22 protein-coding genes are annotated in these 22,125 nt (G+C 66.3%); 6 read left to right on the top strand and 16 right to left on the bottom strand.

What is annotated here, in order from left to right:
- Positions 1-7 precede the first annotated feature (7 nt).
- Positions 8-364, top strand: coding sequence for a nitrite reductase small subunit NirD (nirD, locus tag LMQ14_RS25755; RefSeq protein WP_267732428.1), 357 nt, complete (start codon positions 8-10; stop codon positions 362-364).
- Here nirD and LMQ14_RS25750 read toward each other — a convergent pair.
- From LMQ14_RS25750 to LMQ14_RS25705, 10 genes are all read right to left on the bottom strand, one after another.
- Positions 361-810, bottom strand: coding sequence for a hypothetical protein (locus LMQ14_RS25750; protein WP_267732427.1), 450 nt, complete (start codon positions 808-810; stop codon positions 361-363). The two genes, nirD and LMQ14_RS25750, sit on opposite strands and share 4 nt — an antisense overlap.
- A gap of 24 nt (positions 811-834) precedes the next feature.
- Positions 835-1,572, bottom strand: a complete 738-nt coding sequence (locus LMQ14_RS25745; protein WP_267732426.1) for a sirohydrochlorin chelatase — start codon at positions 1,570-1,572, stop codon at positions 835-837.
- A complete protein-coding gene (locus LMQ14_RS25740) occupies positions 1,569-2,714 on the bottom strand; it encodes a uroporphyrinogen-III synthase (protein ID WP_267732425.1) in 1,146 nt (381 codons plus the stop codon). The genes LMQ14_RS25745 and LMQ14_RS25740 overlap by 4 nt, the downstream gene beginning before the upstream one ends.
- A 77-nt stretch (positions 2,715-2,791) precedes the next feature.
- On the bottom strand, positions 2,792-4,189 hold the full coding sequence (locus tag LMQ14_RS25735) for a nitrate/nitrite transporter (protein WP_267732424.1): 1,398 nt from the start codon (positions 4,187-4,189) through the stop codon (positions 2,792-2,794).
- A 400-nt stretch (positions 4,190-4,589) separates the two neighbouring features.
- Positions 4,590-5,990 carry a nitrate/nitrite transporter gene (locus LMQ14_RS25730; protein ID WP_267735680.1) on the bottom strand — a complete coding sequence of 467 codons (1,401 nt, stop codon included), beginning with the start codon at positions 5,988-5,990 and terminating at the stop codon, positions 4,590-4,592.
- 223 nt (positions 5,991-6,213) lie between these two features.
- On the bottom strand, positions 6,214-6,759 hold the full coding sequence (locus LMQ14_RS25725; protein ID WP_267732423.1) for a GNAT family N-acetyltransferase: 546 nt from the start codon (positions 6,757-6,759) through the stop codon (positions 6,214-6,216).
- A 50-nt stretch (positions 6,760-6,809) separates the two neighbouring features.
- Positions 6,810-7,712 carry a 5-oxoprolinase/urea amidolyase family protein gene (locus LMQ14_RS25720; protein WP_267732422.1) on the bottom strand — a complete coding sequence of 301 codons (903 nt, stop codon included), beginning with the start codon at positions 7,710-7,712 and terminating at the stop codon, positions 6,810-6,812.
- A 14-nt stretch (positions 7,713-7,726) separates the two neighbouring features.
- Entirely contained in the window at positions 7,727-8,389 is a 663-nt protein-coding gene (locus LMQ14_RS25715) for a 5-oxoprolinase subunit B family protein (protein ID WP_267732421.1), read from the bottom strand.
- Positions 8,390-8,489: 100 nt separating this feature from the next.
- Positions 8,490-9,491 carry an ABC transporter substrate-binding protein gene (locus tag LMQ14_RS25710; RefSeq protein ID WP_267732420.1) on the bottom strand — a complete coding sequence of 334 codons (1,002 nt, stop codon included), beginning with the start codon at positions 9,489-9,491 and terminating at the stop codon, positions 8,490-8,492.
- A gap of 56 nt (positions 9,492-9,547) precedes the next feature.
- Positions 9,548-10,801: a DNA polymerase domain-containing protein gene (locus LMQ14_RS25705; protein WP_267732419.1), complete on the bottom strand. Its 1,254-nt coding sequence runs from the start codon at positions 10,799-10,801 to the stop codon at positions 9,548-9,550.
- Between the two features lie 58 nt (positions 10,802-10,859).
- On the opposite strand from LMQ14_RS25705, the gene fadD2 reads away from it, so the two are divergent.
- The gene (gene fadD2, locus LMQ14_RS25700) at positions 10,860-12,539 is read left to right on the top strand and encodes a long-chain-fatty-acid--CoA ligase FadD2 (RefSeq protein ID WP_267732418.1); all 1,680 of its coding nucleotides are present in this window, start codon (positions 10,860-10,862) and stop codon (positions 12,537-12,539) included.
- Between the two features lie 22 nt (positions 12,540-12,561).
- Here the strand turns inward: fadD2 and LMQ14_RS25695 are convergent, their stop codons facing one another.
- Positions 12,562-12,945, bottom strand: coding sequence for an ATPase (locus tag LMQ14_RS25695; RefSeq protein ID WP_267732417.1), 384 nt, complete (start codon positions 12,943-12,945; stop codon positions 12,562-12,564).
- Between the two features lie 633 nt (positions 12,946-13,578).
- Between LMQ14_RS25695 and LMQ14_RS25690 the strand changes: the two genes are divergently transcribed.
- A complete protein-coding gene (locus tag LMQ14_RS25690; protein WP_267732416.1) occupies positions 13,579-13,968 on the top strand; it encodes a hypothetical protein in 390 nt (129 codons plus the stop codon).
- 171 nt (positions 13,969-14,139) lie between these two features.
- On the opposite strand, the gene LMQ14_RS25685 is transcribed toward LMQ14_RS25690, so the two are convergent.
- The 4 genes from LMQ14_RS25685 to LMQ14_RS25670 are packed head-to-tail and all read right to left on the bottom strand — an operon-like array spanning position 14,140 to position 19,098.
- On the bottom strand, positions 14,140-16,326 hold the full coding sequence (locus tag LMQ14_RS25685) for an acyl-CoA dehydrogenase (RefSeq protein WP_267732415.1): 2,187 nt from the start codon (positions 16,324-16,326) through the stop codon (positions 14,140-14,142).
- 51 nt (positions 16,327-16,377) lie between these two features.
- Positions 16,378-17,349, bottom strand: coding sequence for a 2-hydroxyacid dehydrogenase (locus tag LMQ14_RS25680; RefSeq protein ID WP_267732414.1), 972 nt, complete (start codon positions 17,347-17,349; stop codon positions 16,378-16,380).
- Positions 17,325-18,458 (bottom strand): alpha/beta hydrolase, encoded by a 1,134-nt coding sequence (locus LMQ14_RS25675; RefSeq protein ID WP_267732413.1) that lies wholly within the window; start codon positions 18,456-18,458, stop codon positions 17,325-17,327. Before LMQ14_RS25675 ends, LMQ14_RS25680 begins: the two co-directional genes overlap by 25 nt.
- A 1-nt stretch (position 18,459) precedes the next feature.
- Entirely contained in the window at positions 18,460-19,098 is a 639-nt protein-coding gene (locus LMQ14_RS25670; protein WP_267735679.1) for a TetR/AcrR family transcriptional regulator, read from the bottom strand.
- Between the two features lie 92 nt (positions 19,099-19,190).
- Between LMQ14_RS25670 and LMQ14_RS25665 the strand changes: the two genes are divergently transcribed.
- Both LMQ14_RS25665 and LMQ14_RS25660 read left to right on the top strand, forming a co-directional pair.
- On the top strand, positions 19,191-19,772 hold the full coding sequence (locus LMQ14_RS25665) for a VOC family protein (protein WP_267732412.1): 582 nt from the start codon (positions 19,191-19,193) through the stop codon (positions 19,770-19,772).
- Between the two features lie 35 nt (positions 19,773-19,807).
- Positions 19,808-20,356, top strand: a complete 549-nt coding sequence (locus tag LMQ14_RS25660; RefSeq protein ID WP_267732411.1) for a hypothetical protein — start codon at positions 19,808-19,810, stop codon at positions 20,354-20,356.
- Here the strand turns inward: LMQ14_RS25660 and LMQ14_RS25655 are convergent.
- Entirely contained in the window at positions 20,289-20,993 is a 705-nt protein-coding gene (locus LMQ14_RS25655; protein ID WP_267732410.1) for a TetR/AcrR family transcriptional regulator, read from the bottom strand. The two genes, LMQ14_RS25660 and LMQ14_RS25655, sit on opposite strands and share 68 nt — an antisense overlap.
- An 83-nt stretch (positions 20,994-21,076) precedes the next feature.
- On the opposite strand from LMQ14_RS25655, the gene LMQ14_RS25650 reads away from it, so the two are divergent.
- The gene (locus LMQ14_RS25650) at positions 21,077-21,988 is read left to right on the top strand and encodes an oxygenase MpaB family protein (protein ID WP_267732409.1); all 912 of its coding nucleotides are present in this window, start codon (positions 21,077-21,079) and stop codon (positions 21,986-21,988) included.
- Positions 21,989-22,125 lie beyond the last annotated feature (137 nt).

The raw sequence follows: 22,125 nt of genomic DNA, 5'->3' as shown, positions 1-22,125 counted from the left end.
AGGCAGCGTGACACTTGTCAACGACATTGCGGTGTGGACCACCGCGTGCAGCTACGACTACCTGATCCCGGGTCGCGGAGTCGGCGTGCTGCTCGATGACGGTTCGCAGGCGGCGCTGTTCCGGCTGGACGACGGGTCGGTGCACGCGGTCGGCAACGTCGACCCGTTCTCCGGTGCGGCCGTGATCTCGCGCGGGATCGTCGGTGACCGTGGCGGTCGTGCGACCGTCCAATCGCCCATCCTTAAGCAGGCTTTCGCCCTCGACGACGGTCTCTGCCTGGACGACCCGCGGGTGTCGGTGCCGGTGTACCAGGTGCGCATCACCGACGACGGAGAAATCCAGATCGCGCGACTGGCTGCCTAGTCGATATCGCCGACCAGGTACCGCTGCATTGTCGGCCCGATCGCGTCGACGAGCGCGTCGACCGACATCGAGTGCAGCGGTTCGGAGCGCACCCCATAGCGCATGATGCCGAGGCCGACCAGCTGCGAGGCGCACAACGACGCCCGGACGGCTGCCTTGTCGGCGCCCAGCATTTTCAGTAGCGGGCCGAAAACCGGTCCGATGAACATGCTTTGCACAACCTCTGCGGTCTTGGCCATCCCGGTCGACGCGATCGCACTGGCCGCGAACGGGCCACCGCCGGCGGCATCCCACGTGGTAATCAGCATGAAGAGGGTGCGGCGGCCGACCTGGTTGACGCCTCCGGTGATGATCCGGTCGATGAATTCCGGTGTGCCGAACGGCAACCGCAGCATCTTCGCGACCGGGTCGAGGAGCCCACGCGATGGCTCTTCGCGACTGGGCATGGTGCCAGGATCACCCGTGCGTGGTCAAAGATCAAGCATCACGCGCATCGGCGCGCCCGAGCGGTGGCGACGTACCGGATGCCGGGCCGCCACCGGCACCGCCCTGCGGAATCGGCTCGCGATCAAGCGCGCCAACTGCGGATGAGTCCCCAGCGGCTGGCTGACCAGATCGGCGCCGCAGTTGCGGAGCTTCTCCTGAAACAGGCCCTCGGCAAGCAGATAGGAGGCGATCGCGACGCGGCGCGCTCCGTCGGCCCGCGCCATCTCGACGGCCTCGGAGATCTGCGGATCGCCAATGGCGGCGAATCCCAAGGTAACTCGTGATCCGGTCAGCGCGGACAACAGTGTCGCGGTGGTGTGCAAGTCCGCGAGCGCGATGGGATCCGATGTTCCAGCCGCTCCGAGGATCACCGAATCCTCAGGGCGCCAACCGGATTTCATCAATTGGTCGGCGACGATCCGGGCGATCTCGCCACCCGGGCCCAGCGCCGGGGTGACGATCACATTGGGATGCCCGCTGGCCGCGACGTGCTCGGGCACATCGGCGCGGACGTGGTAGCCGCGCGACAGGAACGCGGGAACCACGACGGCCCGCTGGCCGCCGACCGCGGAAAGCACCTCGCTGGGTGTGGGTCCCAAGACGTCGACGAAGGACACCCGCACCGTCTGGCCGAGCTGCCTGCTCACCTGTGCCGCCAGGTCGCCGATCATCGCAACACCGCCCGGTCGGCGGGTGCCGTGTGCGGCAAGTATCAAGCTCACGACAATCCCACCGGTTCGTCGATCGCCAGCCGGTAACCGCGCTTGACGACCGTCGCGACAATGTTCTTGTCGCCCAAAGCAGTTCGCAGTCTCAGCACGGCCGTATCGACGGCATGCGGGTCGTTGCTGTTGCCGGGCAGTACCCGTAACAATTCACCACGGGCTACGACGTCGCCGGGGCGCTGCGCCAACGCGCGCAGCACCGCCATCCCGGATCCGGACAGCGATTGGACCGATCCGTCGACCAGTACGCAGTTTCCCCGGATCTCGACGGCGTGACCCGCGGCCTTCACATTGCACGAGCCGAGCAGCGGAAGTTTTTCGGCGATGTGGCGAGCCAAGGCGCCCAGCCGCATTCGTTCGGGCGCCGACGTCGGAATACCCTTGCGGTGCAACGGTTGTGCCGTCACCGGGCCGACGCACATCGCGTGTACGTCGGTGCGCAGCGCCTCGATCACCTGCTCCTCGATATTCAAGTCGCGGCTGCGTTCCAGGACGGCCGCCGCGGCGGGCGCCGAGGTGAAGCTGACCGCGTCGTATTGCCGTCGCGCGATTCCCGTGACCAGTTGGTCGAAGTGGCCGCCCAAGGCGGTGGACTTCCACCGATACACCCGGATGGGCACCACGTCGGCACCCGCGGCGCGCAAGCCCCCGATGAATTCCGGGAACGGGTCCCAGGCGTCGGCGGCGCCGTGCAATTGGACCGCGATACGCGCGCCGGATACTCCCGGCTCAAGTAGGTACCTGAGAAGCTCTTGGGAGGATTCGGATTTCGGTGACCACTCCTCGTGCAGGCCGGCGGCGCGCAGCGCTCCGGTCGCCTTGGGCCCGCGGGCCAGCACCCGCGCCTTGGACAACGACGCGATGAGCTGGTTCGACAAACCCCAACCCTCGGCGGCGGCCACCCAGCCGCGAAATCCGATACCGGTGTGGGCGACCAAAATGTCGGGCGGGTCGGCGATCACGGCCTCGGTATTGCTCTGCAGTTCTTCATCTTCGGGCAACGCGATCATGTTGATCGCGGCGGCGCTGGAGACCTCGGCGCCCTGACGGCTCAGCAACGCGCACAGCTCCTCGGAGCGGCGCGCCGATGTAACCGCTATCCGGTAACCGGTAAGCGGTGGTGAGGCGGGCTGCTCCATACGATCTGTGTATGCCTGTGACGTTTCCACTCCGTTACCTGACGATTGCTGACGCATTGCCCATGTTGCGGTGATTGTCACACCCGCGCGGGTTCCATTGTGAGCACCGAATTCGGTGCGGCCGACGCCGACTCCGGGCGACGCACGTACATCCGCCACGTCAGTATCGCCGCGACGACGTAGGAGGCCAGGAACAGCCAGTAGGCCGAAGTCTCGGTGCCGCTGCGCAGGTAGGACTCGCGCAGCGCCAGGTTGATTCCGACGCCGCCGAGCGCGCCGACCGCCGAGCAGATGCCGATCAGGGATCCCGACTTGGCGCGCGACCACTGCCGGCGCTCCGCTTCGCTGACATCCAGCGAGCGACTGCGCGCCTCGAAGACCGACGGGATCAGTTTGAACACCGAGCCGTTGCCAATTCCCGACAGCACGAACAGCACGATGAACCCGATGACGTAGCCGACCACCGCTGTAGCAGATGTGGTGGCGCTGCGGTCCTCGACCATGCTGATGCCCACCAGCAGACCGGCGCCCACAATCATGCCCACCAGGACGCCCAGGGTGACGCGGCTACCGCCGCGGCGGTCCGCCAGTCGGCCGCCGTAGATCCGCGCCAGCGAGCCCAATAACGGCCCGACAAAGGCGATTTGAGCCGCGTGCAGCGACGCGTGCGCGGCGCTTTCGCCATTGGCTCCGAAGTTGACCTGCAGGACCTGGCCGAAGGCGAAGGAAAACCCGATCCAGGAGCCGAAGGTGCAGATGTAGAGCAGCGAGATCACCCAGGCGTCCCGGTCGGACAGGATCGAGCGCATGTGGTTGAGCTCGACGCCGTGGTCGAGGTTGTCCATGAACAGCGCCGCCGCGATGCCGACCGCGGTGAGCAACACCAAGTAGACCGCGCACACCCAGTACGGCGCCTGGTGGCCCGCGGTGGCCAGCGCCAGCAGACCGATCAGTTGGATCACCGCGACACCAAGATTGCCGACGCCGGCGTTGACAGCCAGCGCCGTTCCCTTGAGCCGCTGCGGATAGAACGCGTTGACGTTGGCCAGTGATGCCGCGTAGTTGCCGCCACCCAGTCCGGTCAGTGCGGCGCAGATCACATACGGCCACAGCGGCAGTCCGGGATTGGCCAGCAGGACGATGGTGCCGGCGGTCGGGATCAGCAGCACGAACGCGGAGAACACGGTCCAGTTGCGGCCGCCGAACTTGGCGATGCCCAAGGTGTAGGGAATGCGCGCGCAGCCGCCGACCAGAGTGGCGACGGCACCAAGGAGCAACTTGTCGCTGGCGCGAAAGCCGTAGACCGACACCGGCATGAATAGCACCATCACCGACCAGAGAGTCCAGATCGAGAAGGCGACATGGTCCCCCGCCATCGTGCACCACAGATTGCGCCGAGCGATCTTGCTATTGCCGGCGTCCCAGGCCGCGGTGTCGTCCGGATTCCAATCCGTGATGCGGTGGTTGCGGCCCATGCCGATCTGTACCTTTCGTGAACGAGTGGTCGAAATCGTCTGGGCGTCAACCAGTTCAACCCATAGGTGGGAAGAGCTGTGGTGATTCTGGCCTTCAATGCCCTTGTGGGCGCCTCGAATTGATGAGGCATGCCCTGCCGTAGTTTCGATGCTCACATTCGGAACCGAACTGCGTCAACTCATTCGGACCAATATCGCCTGTAAGTTGAATCCTAGTTATCTGGTAGATCGCTGAGGGATTATTTCAGGTAGGAGATCGTCGCAGCTCAGGCCGGATGCTTCCGGCAATACTCATACGCAAAGTGGTAAATACTCGACCGTGCCAGGGTGGGCGTGGAATTCGGTGTGAGGTGCAATACATTTCGTTCTCTACCGAATCGGTATGGCTCGTATACCGCGCCTATACGGTAGCCAGCCGAGCCCCCGATGCAGCCTCGGGCGCGGTCACTTCAAGTGGGCGGCGCACGTACACCGCCCAGGTCAGGATCGAGGCGGCGACGTAGCACAACGTGAAGGCCCAGAACGCCGACGTTGCGGTACCGCTGTGCAGATACGACTGCCGCAGCGCCAGATTGACGCCGACACCACCGAGGGCGCCGATCGCACCGGCGAGCCCGATCAGTGCCCCCGACATTGAGCGTGACCACTGCCGGCGCTCCGTCTCGCCCATCTGCAGCGAGTGACTACGCGCCTCGAAGATCGACGGAATCATTTTGTACACCGACCCATTGCCGATGCCGGACAGGATGAACAGGGCCACGAACCCGATCACAAAACCGACCATCGTGGCGGCGGAAGTCCGGCCGGCGCCGTGGCTACCGAAAGTGCTTGCGCTGATTAGTATTCCGCCAGCCAGGATCATCGAGCAGAAGACGGCGAGCGTGACCCTGCCGCCGCCGATGCGGTCGGCGAGTTTGCCGCCGTATACCCGCGATATCGATCCCAATAGTGGCCCCAGGAAAGCGATCTGGGCGGCATGCAGAGAGGCCTGCGCGGTGTTCTCGCCGCTGGCGACAAAGTTCATCTGCAACACCTGGCCAAACGCGAACGAGAAACCGATGAACGAGCCGAAGGTGCCGATGTACAGCAGCGCGATCACCCAGCTGTGTCGCTCGGACAGCACCGCCCGCATGGTGCTCGTATCGATGCGGTAGTGCTGCAGGTTGTCCATGTAGAGCGCGGCGCCGATACCTGCGATCGCCAGCAGCACAAGGTAAATGGCGCACACCCAATATGGTTGCCGGTTTCCGGCGGCCGCGATCACCAGCAGGCCGACCAGCTGAACCACCGGCACACCCAGGTTGCCGCCACCGGCGTTGACCGCCAGCGCCCAGCCCTTCAGGCGCTGCGGGTAGAACGCGTTGATGTTGGTCATCGACGATGCGAAGTTGCCGCCGCCCAGGCCGGCCAGCGCCGCGCACACCAGATACGGCCACAGCGGCAGGCCGGGGTGGGCCAGCAGCAGCATGGTGCCGACGGTCGGAATCAACAGCACCAGCGCGGAGAACACCGTCCAGTTGCGCCCGCCGAACTTCGCGGTCGCAAACGTGTAGGGGAAGCGCAGGCACGCCCCGACCAGTGTTGCGGTGGCGCCGAGCAGGAACTTGTCCCCGGCCGAAAATCCGTACACCGACGCCGGCATGAACAGCACCATCACCGACCAGATCGACCAGACCGAGAAGCCGATGTGCTCCGCGGCCACCGACCAGATCAGGTTGCGACGGGCGATCTTGTCGTTGCCGGCCTCCCAGGCCGCCGTGTCTTCGGGGTCCCAGTTCGAAAGGACATGCGAACGGCCCAGCGAGAGTTTCATGACGATAACGCTAGAAATCCATTGTTGCCCGAGCGCTGCCCGCAATGACCCGGGCGTGAATTTCCGCTCACCTGCCGGAGTCCGGTGGTGTGAGGGCGGTCAATCAGTGTGGCGTGCACCACAATCGCGGCGGCAAACGCGACAACAACTCACAGTGTAGCTAACCGCGGTGTGATGAATCGCGCTGGGGTGCGCGAGATTTCGAGCACACCTACCAAACGTCGCCGGCGCGCCAGTCGCACGTCAATTCCGCGGCGGTGTCCAAGGTGATCGTGACCGGGAAGACGAATATCGTTCCGTCGTCGTCGGGTGTGCGCGTTGGGCCGCTCGGGGCCAGTACCGACGTCGGACCGGTCCAGGGCACCCAGCCGCGGGCGGCATAGATTCCGCGGGCCCGGACCGATGAACTCAGTGCTCCCACCTGATACGCGCCGCGCAGCACCTGCTCGACTCCGTCCAACAACGCGTGGACCAGCCCGTGGCCGCGGTGGTCTTCCCGGACGGCAACCCCTTCGATGTAGCCGCAGCGCAACGCGTTGCCCTGATAGATCAACCGCCGCTGGACCACCGCGGCGTGCGCGATGATCGCGCCGTGATGCCAGATCAGGGCGTGCATACCGCCCTGGGCGTGTTCCCAGTCGTCCTGGGTGAAATCGCCCGCGAAGGCTTCGGTGACCATTTGGTGGACGCGCTGACGAGTATCGCTGTCGAGATCGGCAGTGTGAACCAGGCGTGCGGTGTGTACCTGGGGGCGCACACTCCCTGTCTACCAGTCTTGTCGCGGGGCGCGCATCAGGAGAATCGGGCTCAGTGGGACTGGTCGCCCATCGGCGATCGGGGCCGCGCCCAATGCAGGCGCACGCGCTGACCCGCTCGCACCTGGGCGACCTTGTCGATGTCCTCATCGATCACCACGCCGACGACCGGGTAACCGCCGGTGATCGGATGGTCGGGCCCCAGGATCACCGGTAATCCGTTGGGCGGCACCTGAATTGCGCCTCGGGTGGCGCCCTCGCTGGGCAGCTGCCGGTCGGGGAAGCGGTACTGCAGCGCGCGGCCGACCAGACGCATCCCGACCCGGTCGCTGCGATCGGATGCCACCCAGTCGGTGTGGACCAGGACGTTGGGATCGACGAACCAGTCGTCGCGTGGTCCGGGTACCACCAACAGCTCGACCGTGTCACCCGTGATGGCCGCCACCGGAGCCTGATCGAGTTCGGGGTATTCGTCGGTGTGCGCACCGACCGGCAGCTGGTCTCCGGGGGACAGCGGAGAGGGGCCTATCGCCGACATCACGTCGTAGCTGCGCGAGCCCAGCACCGGCTCCACGCAAACGCCGCCACGCACCGCCAGGTACGTCCGCAGTCCGGCCCGCGGGGTGCCCAGCGAAATCACCTGGCCGTCGCGGACGTGATGAATGCTGTTGGTGCCGAACTTGATTCCGTTGACCGACGGGTCGGTGTCGGCACCGGTCACCGCGATGTCGACGTCGCCGCCGCGCACCCGGGCCGCGAAACCCCCGAAGGTCACTTCGACGGTCGCGCGGTCGTCGGGGTTAGCGACCAGCCGGTTGGCGAGCTTGTGCGAGCGGCGATCGGCGGCGCCGGACCGGCCGACGCCGAGGTGGGCCTGCCCGACCCGGCCGAGGTCTTGGACGACGGCGAGCGGTCCGGTACGCAGAATTTCCAGGCTGACAACGGGGTTTGTCACGGCATGCTCCTCGGTTACACGGCGCGGAATTGAACCCACATGCCCTGCGTCAGCAACGCCGGATCGGATCGCGCCAGGTCCCACAGGACTGCGTCGGTGTGACCGATGAGTTGCCAGCCGCCGGGGGATTGGCGTGGATAGATCGCGCTGAACTCGCCCGCCAGTGCGACCGATCCCGCCGGTACCGCGGTGCGCGGCTCGGCGTGGCGCGGCACCCGCAGCCGGGGGTCGCCGTCGACCAGGTACGCGAAACCTGGTGCGAATCCACTGAATCCGACTCGCCACAACGTGGCGGTGTGAGCGTTGATGACCTGTGCTGTCGTCAGCCCGGTGTGGCCGGCGACCTCGGCGAGGTCCGGACCGTCGTAGACGACGTCGATCACCACGTCGGCGATGCGCTGCGCCGGGGCGGCCGTATCCGCGGTTACCCGCAGTTTCCGCAGTCGCTGACGGATGACTCCCTGATAGCGCGGGCCGTCGAGTTTGACCAGCACCGTTCGGGCGGCGGGAACGATGTCGAGCACCCCGGGCAGCGCCGCCGCACGCAACGCGTCCGCCCATGCCAATACCTCCGCGGTGCTGCCACATTGCACCAACAGCGCCTGGTCGCCGTAGTCCAGAACGACGTTGCCGATCAACTCGGTCGGCACGTCCGTGGGGAGATCCGTCACACTCATTACTGAACGGTAACTTCGGAATCGACGCAGGCAAAGGGGCTGGGGCGGGAATTTCGAGCACTGCCAGAGCTGCCTTAGCGAATGCTCAAAGAGGCGGGGTCTAACCGAGGACCTTGCCGATCATCGGGGGCAGTTGATCGGCGACCATCGGGTAGCTCAGCGGCGACGCGAATGCGATCGCACCGGCCTGGTCCTTGGTGGTGAAGACGTGGCGGTTCTGCGCGGTCGCCTGCGATCCCGCTACCTCGGGATCGGCCAGCAGCGCCTTCTGCTCGTCGGGACTCTGGGTCGTCCAGATCACCACGTCGGCGGAATCGAGCACCGTTTTGATCTGATCGCGCGGGATGACGGCGCGGTGATCGCTGACGAAAGACTTGATGCTGTCGGCGATGACGAAACCCATCTGGTTGAGGAAGTCGGTCCGCCAGCCCGCCGCGGTGGCGACCACGCTGCCCCGAAACAGGCTGCCCTGCATCAGCAATGCCCGCTTGGTCTTCCACTGTGGGTGATTCTGGGCGACGGCGACGAACTGCTTGTCGACGCCATCGATCAGCGTCTTCATCTGGTCGGCCTGGAAGACCGCTTGCCCGATCGCGGTGGCCTGGTCTTTCCACGGCTCGAAGAAGGCGTCGCCGTCGGACTGCGCGATGGTCGGGGCGATCGCGGACAGCTTCTGGTAGGTGTCGGCGTCTAGGCCGGCGTTGATCGCGACGATCAAATCAGGCTTCAGGCCGGAGATCTGATCGACGGGAATTCCGTTGTCCAGGTTCAACACCACGGGTTGCGCGCCGCCGAGCTTGGGCTGGGCCCACGGCCACACCGCGAACGGCTGGTCACCGAACCAGTTGGTCACCGCGATCGGCACGACGCCGAGCGCGAGCAGGTCGTCTTGCTCGGTGTAGCCGGCGCTGACCACGCGCTTGGGTGGCGCCTTGATGACGGTCTGACCGAAGAGATGGGTGATCGTCACGCCGTCGCCGCCCGGGGCGCTCGGAGTCGTCGGTTTGGGGTCCGAACACCCCGCCGACACCCCGGCTGCCGCGGCGGCCGCAGCGGCACCGGCGAGCTGCAAGAACCCCCGCCGATTCCATCCCTGTCGCATCGCGTGAGAGTATCGCGTCGCTGACCCTGACCTGCATCGCCGCTCGGTTTGGCCGCTCAGCCCCGGGAGGCCGGCGGTGTGTATCCCGCCCAGGGGCTGTAGTCGGCAATCAGCTCCTCCTGCGGTGGGCGCTGGTCGGCCGGAACGTGCTGCAGGTTGATCCGGATCCGGTACCAAATCGAACTCGGCCCGCGCATGCCATCGACCAGCACGTCGGCCGGCTGCAACCGCTCGGCGACGGCGGGGTAGCGATCGCGCCAGGTATCCAGCGCGGCCATCGCCTCGTCCTTGGTCTTGGTCCGGGCGATCTCGATCAGCGGCATCGAGGACTGGCGCCGGCCGTCGGGACTCTTTCCCGCGCCGCGGGGCGCCCGCTCCGGGGGTCCCATTTCCTCGGCCAGCATCAGCAGCCGGTCCAGCTCGCCGACCGCGTCGTCCATCCCCGCCCACGGGTCGCCGATATCGGCGAACCGCTCGGGAACGGTGGCGATCGTGAACGTCTCCGGCCGGCAGTCGGCGACCTCGTCCCAGTGCAGCGGCGTCGACACCCGGGCATCGACGGTGGCCCGCACCGAGTAGGCCGACGCGACCGTGCGGTCCTTCGCGTTCTGGTTGAAGTCGACGAAAACGCCCTCGCGCTCTTCCTTCCACCAGCGGCTGGTCGCCGCGTCGGGCACCCGCCGCTCGACCTCACGGGCCACGGTCTGGGCGGCCAGCCGGACCTGACGGAACTCCCAGCGCGGGGCGATGCGGGCGTAGATGTGAAAGCCCCGCGACCCGGACGTCTTCGGCCACCCGACGAGCCCGTAGTCCTCCAGCACCTCGCGGGCCACCAATGCCACGTCGACGATCCCCTGCCAGTCGACCCCGGGCATCGGGTCCAGATCGACCCGCAGCTCGTCGGGGTGATCGAGATCGGTCGCGAGCACCGGATGGGGGTTGAGATCCACGCAGCCCAAGTTGATCGCCCACGCCAGCCCGGCAGCGTCATGGATCACGGCCTCCGCGGCGGACGTGCCCCGCGCGTAGTGGAGTTCGGCAACGTCGACCCAGTCCGGCCGTTTCGTCGGCGCGCGCTTTTGGAACACCGCCTCTTCGGCGATGCCCTTGACGAAGCGCTTCAGGATCATCGGCCGGCCGGCCACCCCCCGCAACGCTCCGTCGGCGACCGAGAGGTAGTAGCGGACCAGGTCGAGCTTGGTGTAAGGCCCCGTTTCACCACGGCCTTCGAACACGACTTTGTCCGGGTGCGTGATCTCGACGCGGTGCCCGGCAACCTCCAATGACACCGGACCGGCCATGGGGTTCATCGTAATTCCGGGAAAATTTTCTGGTCGCGTTGCGACCCGCGTCACATATGGTGAGCGTATGCCAAACCTTCCTGGCCTGCCCGGGCAAGCCGTCTCCAAGGTCCAGCAGTACGTCGAACGTGGCTCGGCCGAACTGCACTACGTGCGGAAGATCTTCGAGGCGGGCGCGTTCAAGCTGGAGTCGCCGCTGAAGACCGCCGCGCTGGCAACCGACATCGCGAAGTGGGGCGAGTTCGGCATGCTGCCGTCGCTCAACGCCAGGCGTACTCCCGACCGCGCGGCACTGATCGACGAAGAGGGCGAGTTCAGCTACAAAGACCTCGACGAGGCCGCCCACGCGGTGGCCAACGGCCTGATCGACAAGGGCGTCAAGGGCGGCGACGGCGTCGCCATCCTGGCCCGCAACCACCGCTGGTTCGTCATCGCCAATTACGGCGCGGCCCGGGTCGGCGCCCGCATCATCCTGCTCAACAGCGAGTTCTCCGGACCGCAGATCAAAGAGGTGTCCGAGCGCGAGGGCGCCAAGGTCATCATCTACGACGACGAATACACCAACGCCGTCAGCAAGGCCGAGCCGGAGCTGGGCAAGCTGCGCGCGCTCGGTGTCAATCCGGACAGCGACGACCCGTCGGGCAGCACCGACGAAACTCTCGCCGATCTGATCGCGCGCAGCAGCAAGGAGCCCGCCCCGAAGGCGAGCAAGCACGCGTCGATCATCATCCTGACCAGTGGCACGACCGGGACGCCCAAGGGCGCGAACCGCAGTACTCCGCCCACCCTGGCCCCCGTCGGCGGCATCCTGTCGCACGTCCCGTTCAAGGCCAACGAGGTCACCTCGCTGCCGGCGCCGATGTTCCACGCGCTCGGATATCTGCACGCCACCATCGCGATGTTCCTCGGATCCACGCTGGTGCTGCGACGCAAATTCAAACCGCCGCTGGTGCTGGAGGACATCGAGAAGCACAAGGTGACCGCCATGGTCGTGGTGCCGGTGATGTTGTCGCGCATCCTCGACACGCTGGAAAAGATGGACAAGAAGCCCGACCTGTCCAGCTTGAAGATCATCTTCGTGTCCGGTTCCCAGCTGGGTGCCGAGCTGGCCAACCGCGCGCTGAAGGACATCGGGCCGGTCGTCTACAACATGTATGGCTCGACGGAGATCGCGTTCGCGACGATCGCCCGGCCCGAGGACCTGGAACGCAACGCGTCGACGGTCGGCCCGGTCGTCAAGGGTGTGAAGGTCAAGATCCTCGATGACAACGGCAACGAGCTGCCCCAGGGCGACGTGGGACGCATCTTCGTCGGCAATGCCTTCCCGTTCGAGGGCTATACCGGCGGCGGGCACAAGCAGATCATCGACGGCCTGATGTCATCGGGCGACGTCGGTTACTTCGACGAGCACGGTCTGCTGTACGTCAGCGGTCGCGACGACGAGATGATCGTCTCCGGTGGCGAGAATGTGTTCCCGGCCGAGGTCGAGGACCTGATCAGCGGACACGAAGCCGTGGTGGAGGCCACCGCGATCGGCGTCGAAGACAAGGAGTGGGGTCACCGGCTGCGCGCGTTCGTCGTGAAGAAGGAAGGCGCCGAGGTCGACGAGGACACCATCAAGGGATACGTGCGCGACCACCTGGCCCGCTACAAGGTGCCGCGGGAAGTGATCTTCCTCGAGGAGCTGCCGCGCAACCCGACCGGCAAGATCCTCAAGCGCGAGCTACGCGAAATGCAGGTCGACTAGCGATTTTCGGGGCGGGGCCACCCTAGCGGCGGTCCTGAATGGCCCGGGTGATCTGGGCCGCGAGTTTGGGATCGGCCAGCAGCTGATCGATGAGCGCGATGAGTACCTCTTGCCCGGTGACGCGGGCGACCCCTAGTTGGTCGGCGGCCTCGCGCTGCCAGATGTCAAGGGCTCGGTGGGTGGCCGCCGGGAGGTCGACGGTGCGACGCGTCCGCTGGATGCGGGGGGTTTCGCCGGTGGATCGCGATCGGGGTTCCGCGGGCTCGCTGACTATCCGTTGCGGGCGCGGCTGCCGGAAGCCGGTCAGACGTTCGGTTGGTGCGCCGTCGCCGGGGGGTGTCGCGGCGGACATCTGCCCCCGGAACGCTCCGGCGCCGGGCCCGATGTGGCCGGGGTTGAAGCTCACTGGGGCGACCGTCCCTCCCGTGGGTCCCAATCAGTAAATCAGTACTTCAGTGCACGTGCCTACTGATTGTCTCACTGACACCAGCGTAAGTCGCGTCGCGCGAGGCCGGGTGTTACCGCTGAACGCCGAGTGTCACCGCTGAACGCCACCGGGCCGCGGCGACCCTGGCCCGCGAAGTAAAGGGCTCCCACCTGCGGAAATTATTGATAGTAGCTGCGGGAAATAACGCATGCGACAGACAAAAACATGCATCCGTTTCTGACAGACCGTTTATGTCTCGCGATGGCGAGTGGTGATGGCGCGTATATTGGAAAGTACTAAAACGCGGAAGTAATGACCTACTGACACGTCAAAATACGTACTTCAGTATGTCAGTAGAACGGCATTAAACTGCTGATATAACGATCTCAGTGGTTACTGATCTCAGTAGTTGCGTACTTCCTGACAAGTGCGAATAAGTATTGCCGGAAATGCGGAAATGTAATCCGCAATTACGCAATTACGCAACGGCCAAAGAAATTTCGTTGTTACCGAATTCACAGGTCAATTTAGCGCCATTGCTATTGTTTGCCCAGGAATTTATGCGTAGCGTTTCGAGATGTCGGGGAATTGGGGTCTCGGAAGGAGCTCATGATGAGGAATTCACTGCGATCGATACGCGGCGCGGCCGCTGGTGCTGTCGGCGCCGGCGCGGTGGCCGGCGCGATGCTGTTCGGCGGTATGCCCGCGGCACAGGCCGCACCGGCGCCCGCCCCTGCGACGACTTTCGAAATCAACGGCCCGCACGGCGGCGCACCGCTGAGCCCCGGAATTCTTCCGGAACGACCCGGCGGCGGCCATGGCGGCCACGGCTGGGGTGGCGGCGGCCACGGTGGCTGGGGTGGCGGCCACGGTGGCTGGGGCCACGGCGGCGGCTGGGGCCGCGGTTGGGACCACGGCGGTGGCTGGGGCCGCGGCTGGGGCCACGGCGGTTGGGGAAACCCTGGCTGGGGTTGGGGCCATTGGTTCCGCCCGTGGTTCTGACCTACTAGCGCGCGGTCGGCCGGCCTCGTCCTGCCAAGTCATAGGCTGGCCGAACCCGCATCCCGGGGGGGAACCCACGCCGGTCTGACAATCTCAGGCCGGCGTGGCCCCCTAACTCAATAGACGTCCATGCCGACCTGGGACCGGCCCCGGGTCGGCATGGATTTTGTTTTACGGGTCGCGGGGCAGGCCCAGGAGTCGCTCGGCGATGATGTTGAGCTGCACTTCCGACGTCCCGCCATAGATCGTCGTGGCCCGGCTGGCCAGCAGGTAATCGCCCCACTTGCCCGCTAGCTCATCGGGGTCTCCGATCGCGGCGTCGGTGCCGAACGAGGACACCGCGAATTCGGCGTAGCCCTGGCCGGTGCGCATGGACAGCAGCTTGGAGATCGCCGCGGACGGCATGGCGTCGCCGCCGGCCAGCGTCAACAGCGTCGAGCGCAGGTTCAGCACCTTGGCGGCATGCCCTTCGGCGATCAACTGCCCCGCCCGGTGCTGCGCGACCTGATCGAATCGGCCTTCGAAACGGTAATTGCGAACGAATTCGACGAACTGGGGCAGGGTCGCCAGGAAGTTCGCGTCGCTGCTGCCGATCGATACCCGCTCCGCGGTCAGCGTGTTGCGGCTGACCTCCCAACCGCGGTCGACCTCGCCCAGCACGCACTCGTCGGGCACGAACACGTCGTCGATGTAGACGGTGTTGAACATCGCGTTCCCGGTCAACTCGCGCAGCGGCTTGACCGTCACACCTTCACTCTTCATATCCAGCAGGAAGTAGGTGATGCCGTTGTGCTTGGGAGCCGACGGGTCCGTCCTGGCCAGCAGCGCACCCCATTGGGAGTACTGCGCGGCGGTGGTCCAGATCTTCTGGCCGGTAATGCGCCAGCCGCCGTCGGCCCGGGTTGCCTTCGTGGAGAGCCCAGCCAGGTCCGATCCGGCGCCCGGCTCGGAGAACAGCTGGCACCAGATCATCTCGCCGCGGAAGGTCGGCGGGAGGAGCCGTTGCTTTTGCTCCTCGGTTCCGAACGCGACGATCGACGGGATGATCCACGCGGCGATCCCGACCTGCGGCCGTTTGACCCGTCCGGTGGCGAACTCCTGGGCGATGATGATCTGCTCGATCGGGCCGGCGGCCCGGCCCCACGGCTTGGGCAGGTACGGCAAGACCCAGCCGCCCTCGGCGAGCGCCACGGTGCGTGGCTCCCGGTCCATCGCCTTGAACGCGGTGACCTCGGAGCGGATCTCGTCGCGCAGCTTCTCGGTCTCGGGGTCCAGGTCGATGTCCACCGGGCGCATGCCGGTGGTGGTCGCGGTGTTGACCACCTTCTGCGGGTAATCCGAGCTGCGGCCGAAGCAGGCGGCCAGCATCAGCGCCCGGCGGTAGTACACGCCTGCGTCGTGCTCCCAGGTGTAGCCGATGCCGCCATGCACCTGAATGCAGTCCTGCGTGCACCGCTGGGCGGCCGCCGGTGCCAGCGTGGCGGCCACGGCGGCGGCGAACTCCACGTCCGGAGAGGCTTCGTCGATTGCGCGCGCCGCGTCCCACACCGCCGCGGTGGCCCGCTCGGTGTCGGCGATCATCTCCGCGCACTTGTGCTTGATGGCCTGGAACTGGCCGATCGGCCTGCCGAACTGCTCCCGAATCTTGGCGTATTGCGCCGCCGTATCGGTGGCCCAGCGGGCCACGCCGATCGCCTCGGCGGACAACAGCGTCGACATCAGCGCGTAGGCCGTCGTCATGGTCAGGGTGCTCAACAGGGCATCCTCGCCGACCTGAACGCCGTCGGCCCGCACATGCGCGATCGGCCGCAGCGGGTCCAGGCTTTGCACCGGCTCGATCTCGACCTGATCGGCGCGCAGCACCACCCACTCGTCGCCGCTGTCGATCGCCACCGGGAGTACCAACACCGATGCCTGCGCCGCGGCGGGAACCGCGCGCACCTCGCCGCGGATCACCAGCACGTCGCCCCTGCGGGTGGCGGTCAGCCCGGAGTCCAGTGCGTAGGCCGCGATCGCCGCGCCGGACGCCAATTCGGCGAGCACTTTGGCGTCCGGGTCGTGCGAGGCGATCAGCGCACTGGCGATCGCCGACGGCACGAACGGCCCGGGCACGGCGCCGTAGCCGAACTCGGCCAGCACGATGGCCAGCTCGAGCAGGCCGAAGCCCTGCCCGCCGACGGACTCGGCGAGGTGAACACCCTGCAGGCCTTGCTCGGCGGCCGCCTGCCAGTACGGCGGAGGGTTCTCGACCGGGGTCTCCATGGCGGCGTGCAACACCTCTGACGGCGCGACGCGCGCCACCAGGGATCGCACCGAGGCGGCCAGGTCTTGATGCTCAGAAATTATTGCGATCGGCATTGGTCGCCTTCCCTTGCTTTCGGGGTTCGTTTCGGCCAAGCACCCATCAATCTAATAACCGGTGGGTTGGTTGACCACATTGGCCAGTGGCTCGCCGTCGCGAAGCCGGCGGCAGTTGGACACGGCCTCGACGAGGTAGCGCCGCATCGTGTCGGCGGTGTACCAGGTGACGTGTGGTGTCAGCACGACGTTGTCCAGGCCGAACAGTGGATTGTCGGACGCCGTCGGCTCGACCTCGAAAACGTCGAGACCGGCGGCGGCCAGCCGCCCGTCGCGTAGCGCACCGACCAGCGCGTCTTCGTCGACGATGGCGCCGCGCGACGTATTGACCAGCACCGCGCTGGGCTTCATCAAGTCGATCGCATCCCGGTTGAGCAGATGATGGGTCTGCGCCGTCAACGGTAGGTGCAGCGAGACGATGTCGCTGACGGCCAGCAGCTCGGGCAGCGGCCGCCAGCCGGGCCGCCCGTCGTCGCGCGTGCTGGTGTGCACAACGGTGGCGCCCATGGCGCTCACCAAGGCAGCGACCCGCTTGGCGATATTGCCGTAGCCCACCAGGCCGACGGTGCAGCCCCCGATGTCGCGGACCGTCTCGCCCAGTTCGGGGTCCAGCGGCCAGCCGCGCCCTTGCCGGGTGACGCGGTCCAGCTCCGGCAGCCTGCGCAGCGCGGCCAGCATCAACAGCACGGTTCCCTCGGCCACCGACGGCGCATTGGCGCCGGGCATGTTGGCGACCGCGATGCCGCAGTCCGTCGCCGTCGCCACGTCGATCGTGTTCACCCCGGCGCCGAGCTTGTGCACCAGCCGCAGCCGTTCTCCGCGCTGCAGGTCGGCGCCCGACAACGGGCGTAGTACATGCCAGATCACCTCGGCCTCGGGAAGCTCGCGATAGAAGGCCGTGTCATCGTCGGCGGCACACCACCGAATGTCAAGCCAATCTGCTTCGGCCGCAAGGAAATCGAGGACTTTGTCACCGGGAACGAAGTGGGCGAGAACTCTCAGCGCCACCGCTTGCTGATCCACCTGGCGATGGTATCCGCCTGCTCGCTGCGCGCGCCGGGGGTGGTGAAGTAGTGGTCGCTGTCGATCGAAACCTGCGACTTGTCGGTGCCGGCGAGCGCGTCGTAGATGCGTTGGGCGTCAGACGGAAACACGCCGGTGTCCGCCTCGGCGTTGATCACCAGGGCCGGGCAGGTGATGCGGCCCAGGTGCGGCTCGGCCCGGGTTTGGGCCACCCGCAGGCTCCACATGCCCAACCAGTTGCGCAGGGTGCAGGACGCGGCGATGCCCTGGGCGGACCGGTTGGCCTTGGCCGGCACACCCGCGTAGCACTGGTTGGGTGCCCGCTTGGTGGGCTCGATGTTCGGATCGACCATGCGGGGATCGGCCCAGGTTCGCATCACCGAGAACGGACGGTCGGAAAATCCTGCCGCGCGAACACGTTTGAGCTCCGTTTCGGCCCAGTCGGTGATGGCGTGGTTGCGCGCGGTCTGCGCCGAGCGATAGCGGGCGATGAAGTCCGGCGGGTACGGCGGGCCGTTGACCTCGTTGAACAGGTCGAGTTCGGGATCGGTGGCGACGGGATCGTTTTCGTCGACGACGGCGGCGTCCATCCAGGCGGTCAGCACCTCCGGGCGTCCGGGATGAGCGGCGGTGGCGACGTAGCCGTCGGCGGGCAGCAACTCCGTCAGCCCGGCCGCCGGTCGCATGCCTTGCAACGGGGTCACATTCGGGTCGACGGCCTGCGACTGGTAGGCGGACATCAACGATCCCCCTCCCGAATTACCCAGCAAAACAACGGTATCCACGCCCTGAACCTCGCGCAGCCAGCGCACCCCCACGCCGATGTCGACCAGCGCGTGGTCGAGCAGGAAGTTGTTTTCGAAACCGCGGAACCGGGTGTTCCAGCCCAGAAATCCGATACCCCGAATGGCCAGGTAATCGGCGAGATAATGCTCGGAGAAGTCGATCTGGTAGTGGGTGGCGACCATGGCCACCTTCGGCTTGCGTCCCACGCCGCGGTGATACAGCCCCTGGCACGGATGTCCGCCCGCGCCGGCCCGCCCGGCGGTGGGCGACGGAAGGCCGACGAACTCGCGGACAACGCCTGCACTGCCGCTGTTAGGCGTCAATTCAGCGACCTTCCTTCGAGTAGATCGCCCGGTAGTAGATGTTGGCGAGGGTTTGGATGCAGGCCTGGTCGTCGAGTTCGTCGTCGGCCCGGCTGAGCTGGATGTGGCAGAACTGGTTGAACATCGCCACGATCGCCTCGGCGATCAGCTGCGGATCGTCGCCCGCGCAATACCCCTTGGTTTGCGCCCGCCGGACCGTCTCGGCGATGAAAGAGATTGGAATATCGCATATTTCGGCCCAGTACTGCGCGAAGTCGTCGTTGACCATCGCCAATTGGGACACGCTGATCACCTCGGCGAGCCGGTTGCGGTAGGTGTGCCAGTGCGCCGCGGCCGCCTCGTGGGCGCGTTGCCGGTTGGACAGTCCGTGCCCGGTGACCGAGCGCGCACGCTCGTTGGCCTCGTCGCGGAAGCGCAAGGCCCACTGGCGGACCATTGCCTCTTTGGAGTCGTAGTAGTTGTAAAACGATGCCGACGAGCGGCCGGCCTCCGCGGCGATGTCGGCAATCGTCGTCGCCAGGATTCCCTTGCGCGCGATCACCGTTCGCGCGGCTGCGTCGATCGCCGCCTGCGTCCGTCTGCCGCGGTGCGTCGGGAACTCGGCCGGCCGGCTGGCCCGGCCGCTGGATTCCGCCGCGATCGACACCTGATGTCCTCCCCTGGAGTGAAACTGAACCTGATGTTAGATTCAGTTTCACGGATTGGCCAGGCCCAATCGATGGGAGCCGCAACATGATCAAGCCCGACAACACCAACACCGAATTCGAACTCGGCGGGATCAATCATGTTGCGCTGGTGTGCTCCGACATGGCTCGCACCGTGGACTTCTACCGCGACATCCTCGGCATGCCGCTGATCAAGTCGCTCGACCTACCCGGAGGTGCCGGGCAGCACTTCTTCTTCGATGCCGGCAACGGCGACTGTGTCGCGTTCTTCTGGTTCGCCGACGCGCCCGATCGGGTGCCCGGCATCTCCTCGCCGGGCGCAATCCCGGGTATCGGGGACATCACCAGCGCGGTCAGCACGATGAACCATCTCGCCTTTCACGTCCCGGCCGAGAAGTTCGACGCCTACCGGCAGCGGCTCAAGGACAAGGGTGTACGAGTTGGCCCGATCCTCAACCACGACGAGAGCGAGATGCAGGTTTCGGCGACCGTGCATCCCGGTGTCTACGTGCGCTCGTTCTATTTCCAGGATCCCGACGGCGTGACGCTTGAGTTCGCCTGCTGGGTAAAGGAATTCGGGGCGAGTGACGCGCAGGCTGTTCCCAAGACGGCAGCCGACCGGCGACCCCGGGAGCACGTCGTAACCTAGTCGGAAAACCCAGGGCCGAGCCGGGGGAGTCCATGATGACCGACGGCATATTGACCGATGAGCAGATCGCGGCGTTGACGCCCGCGCAGCGGCGCGACCTGATCACACGGCTGGAGGCACCGCTGCACGAGGTCATCGACCCGGTGGTGCTGGCTCGGATACGCCGCATTCGACTAGGGCTGATGTCCGGTGGTTCGATCGTGATGATTCCCTGGGTGGTGTACCTGACCCTGACGCTGCCCGACAATTATGTGGCCCGCAACTGGTGGCTCACCTGGGTGGGCTTCGATATCCTGCTAGTCGGATTCATGCTGGCGACAGCGGTTTTCGGATACCTCCGCCGTCAGGTGCTGCTGTTCGCGGCATTCACTTCCGGCGTGCTGCTGATCTGCGACGCGTGGTTCGACCTGATGACCGCCGGGCCCGACGACATCTGGATATCGGTGTTTACGGCGCTGGCGATCGAGGTGCCGCTCGGGATTTTCATGATCCGCGGCGCACAGCGCATCATGCGGCTCACGATGTTGCGCCTGTGGCTCCTGGATCCCGGGATGCGGCTGCGGCAGCTCCCGTTGTTTCCGTGACGCCGTACAGCCGCGGATGGGCGAGTTCGTCGAGCAGCACAGCGAGCTGATCGACGAGTTGGTCGGGGTCTAGCGCTACGTCGCCGACCAGCCAGGCGCTGATCATCTGCCCGACGCCGCCCACCGCGAAGTGCGCGCCCGCCTTCATGCTGTTGTTTGCCGGCATCCGCAGCATGTCGCTGCCGTGCTGGCCCAGCAGCATGGCGAACAGCGCGGTGGATTCGGCGCGTTTCCGCACGATCACGGCATCGGCGAGCTGGGTGCTGAACATCAGTCGTCCGACGCGGGGGTCATCGGCGACGGTCCGCACGATGTTGGCCATACCGGCGCGGGCCTGTTCGGGTATCGGCACCGCCGCCACCGCGGCCTGGGTGGTGGCCGCCAGGTCCGCGATCACCGAGTCGAAGACCGCGCCGACGAATCCGTCTCTGTCGCTGAAGCTTTCGTAGAAATAGCGAGGGGTCAGGCCGGCCCGGGCGCAGACCGCACGAACCGTCAGCGCGGAGGCATCCTGCTGGTCGGCGCCCAGCAGGTCCAGGCCGGCGGCCAGCAGCCGGCCCCGTCGTTCGGCCAGTCGCCGCACCGCCTCGACGCCGCGGTAGGGGCGCTCGCTGGGGGTCTGCACCATGAGGACCATCTTGACACCGACGCGATCCGCGGACAATATCAGGAAACAAGCGTTGTCACATTTAGCGTATGGAGCGGCGGAGGGGTTTCCGGATGACGATTCACGAGGCGGTTCACCAGCCCGTCCCGCATGTCGAGCGTCCGGTCTCCGACCCGCCCCGCCCGCAGCCGAGTCGTCGGCGACGGCGGGATCCTGACGACTACCGGCTGATGGGCATGGCGCTGCTGGCCGGCTCGGCGAACGTGATCATGGAGCTCGCGCGTCCCGGCGTCGGCCACGGCGTGGCGGAGAGCCGTGTCGAGAGCGGCCGCATCGACCGGCATCCGATCAAGCGGGCGCGCACGACTTTTACCTACATCGCGGTCGCCAACGCCGGGACCGACGCCCAGAAGGCCGCGTATCGCCGCGCGGTCAACCGGTCGCACGCGGACGTCTACTCCAGGCCTGGCGACCCGGTGCAGTACAACGCGTTCGACCCGGAATTGCAGTTGTGGGTGGCGGCCTGCATCTACAAGGGCGGCCTCGTCGACGTCTACCGGACCCTGGTCGGCGAGATGTCCGACGAGGACGCCGATCGCCTCTACCGCGAGAGCATCACGCTGGGCACCACGTTGCAGGTGCCGGCCGCGATGTGGCCGGCGGACCGGGCGGCTTTCGACAAGTACTGGCAGGAATCGCTGGACAAGGTGCATATCGATGACTCCGTCCGCGAGTTCCTGTATCCGATTGCCGCGTCCCGGGTCCGCGGCGTGCGCCTGCCCCGCCGGGTGCGGGAGCCGTTGGAGAATTTAAACCTGCTGATCACCACCGGCTTTCTGCCGCAACGGTTTCGCGACGAGATGCGGTTGCCGTGGGACGCCGCCAAGCAGCGGCGCTTCGACCGGCTGATGTCGGTCCTGGGAGTCGTGAATCGCCTGCTGCCGCGGATCATCCGGCAGTTCCCGTTCAACCTGATGCTCTGGGACCTGGACCGCCGGATCCGGACGGGACGCCCGTTGGTCTAGCGAAGCGGGCCCCGTCGCCCGCATTGATAACGACAATCATTTTCAGTAGTCTCTTCGGCAACCCTTTAGCTTTCCCAGCCCAGGAGTTGCCGGTGATGACGTCGCAGGTCGCAGTCGCCTCGTTGGATCTCAGCGGG

Source organism: Mycobacterium sp. Aquia_213 (genome assembly GCF_026625985.1).
In the GTDB taxonomy this organism is placed as follows: Bacteria; Actinomycetota; Actinomycetes; order Mycobacteriales; family Mycobacteriaceae; genus Mycobacterium.
This window is presented reverse-complemented; position numbering and strand designations above follow the sequence as displayed.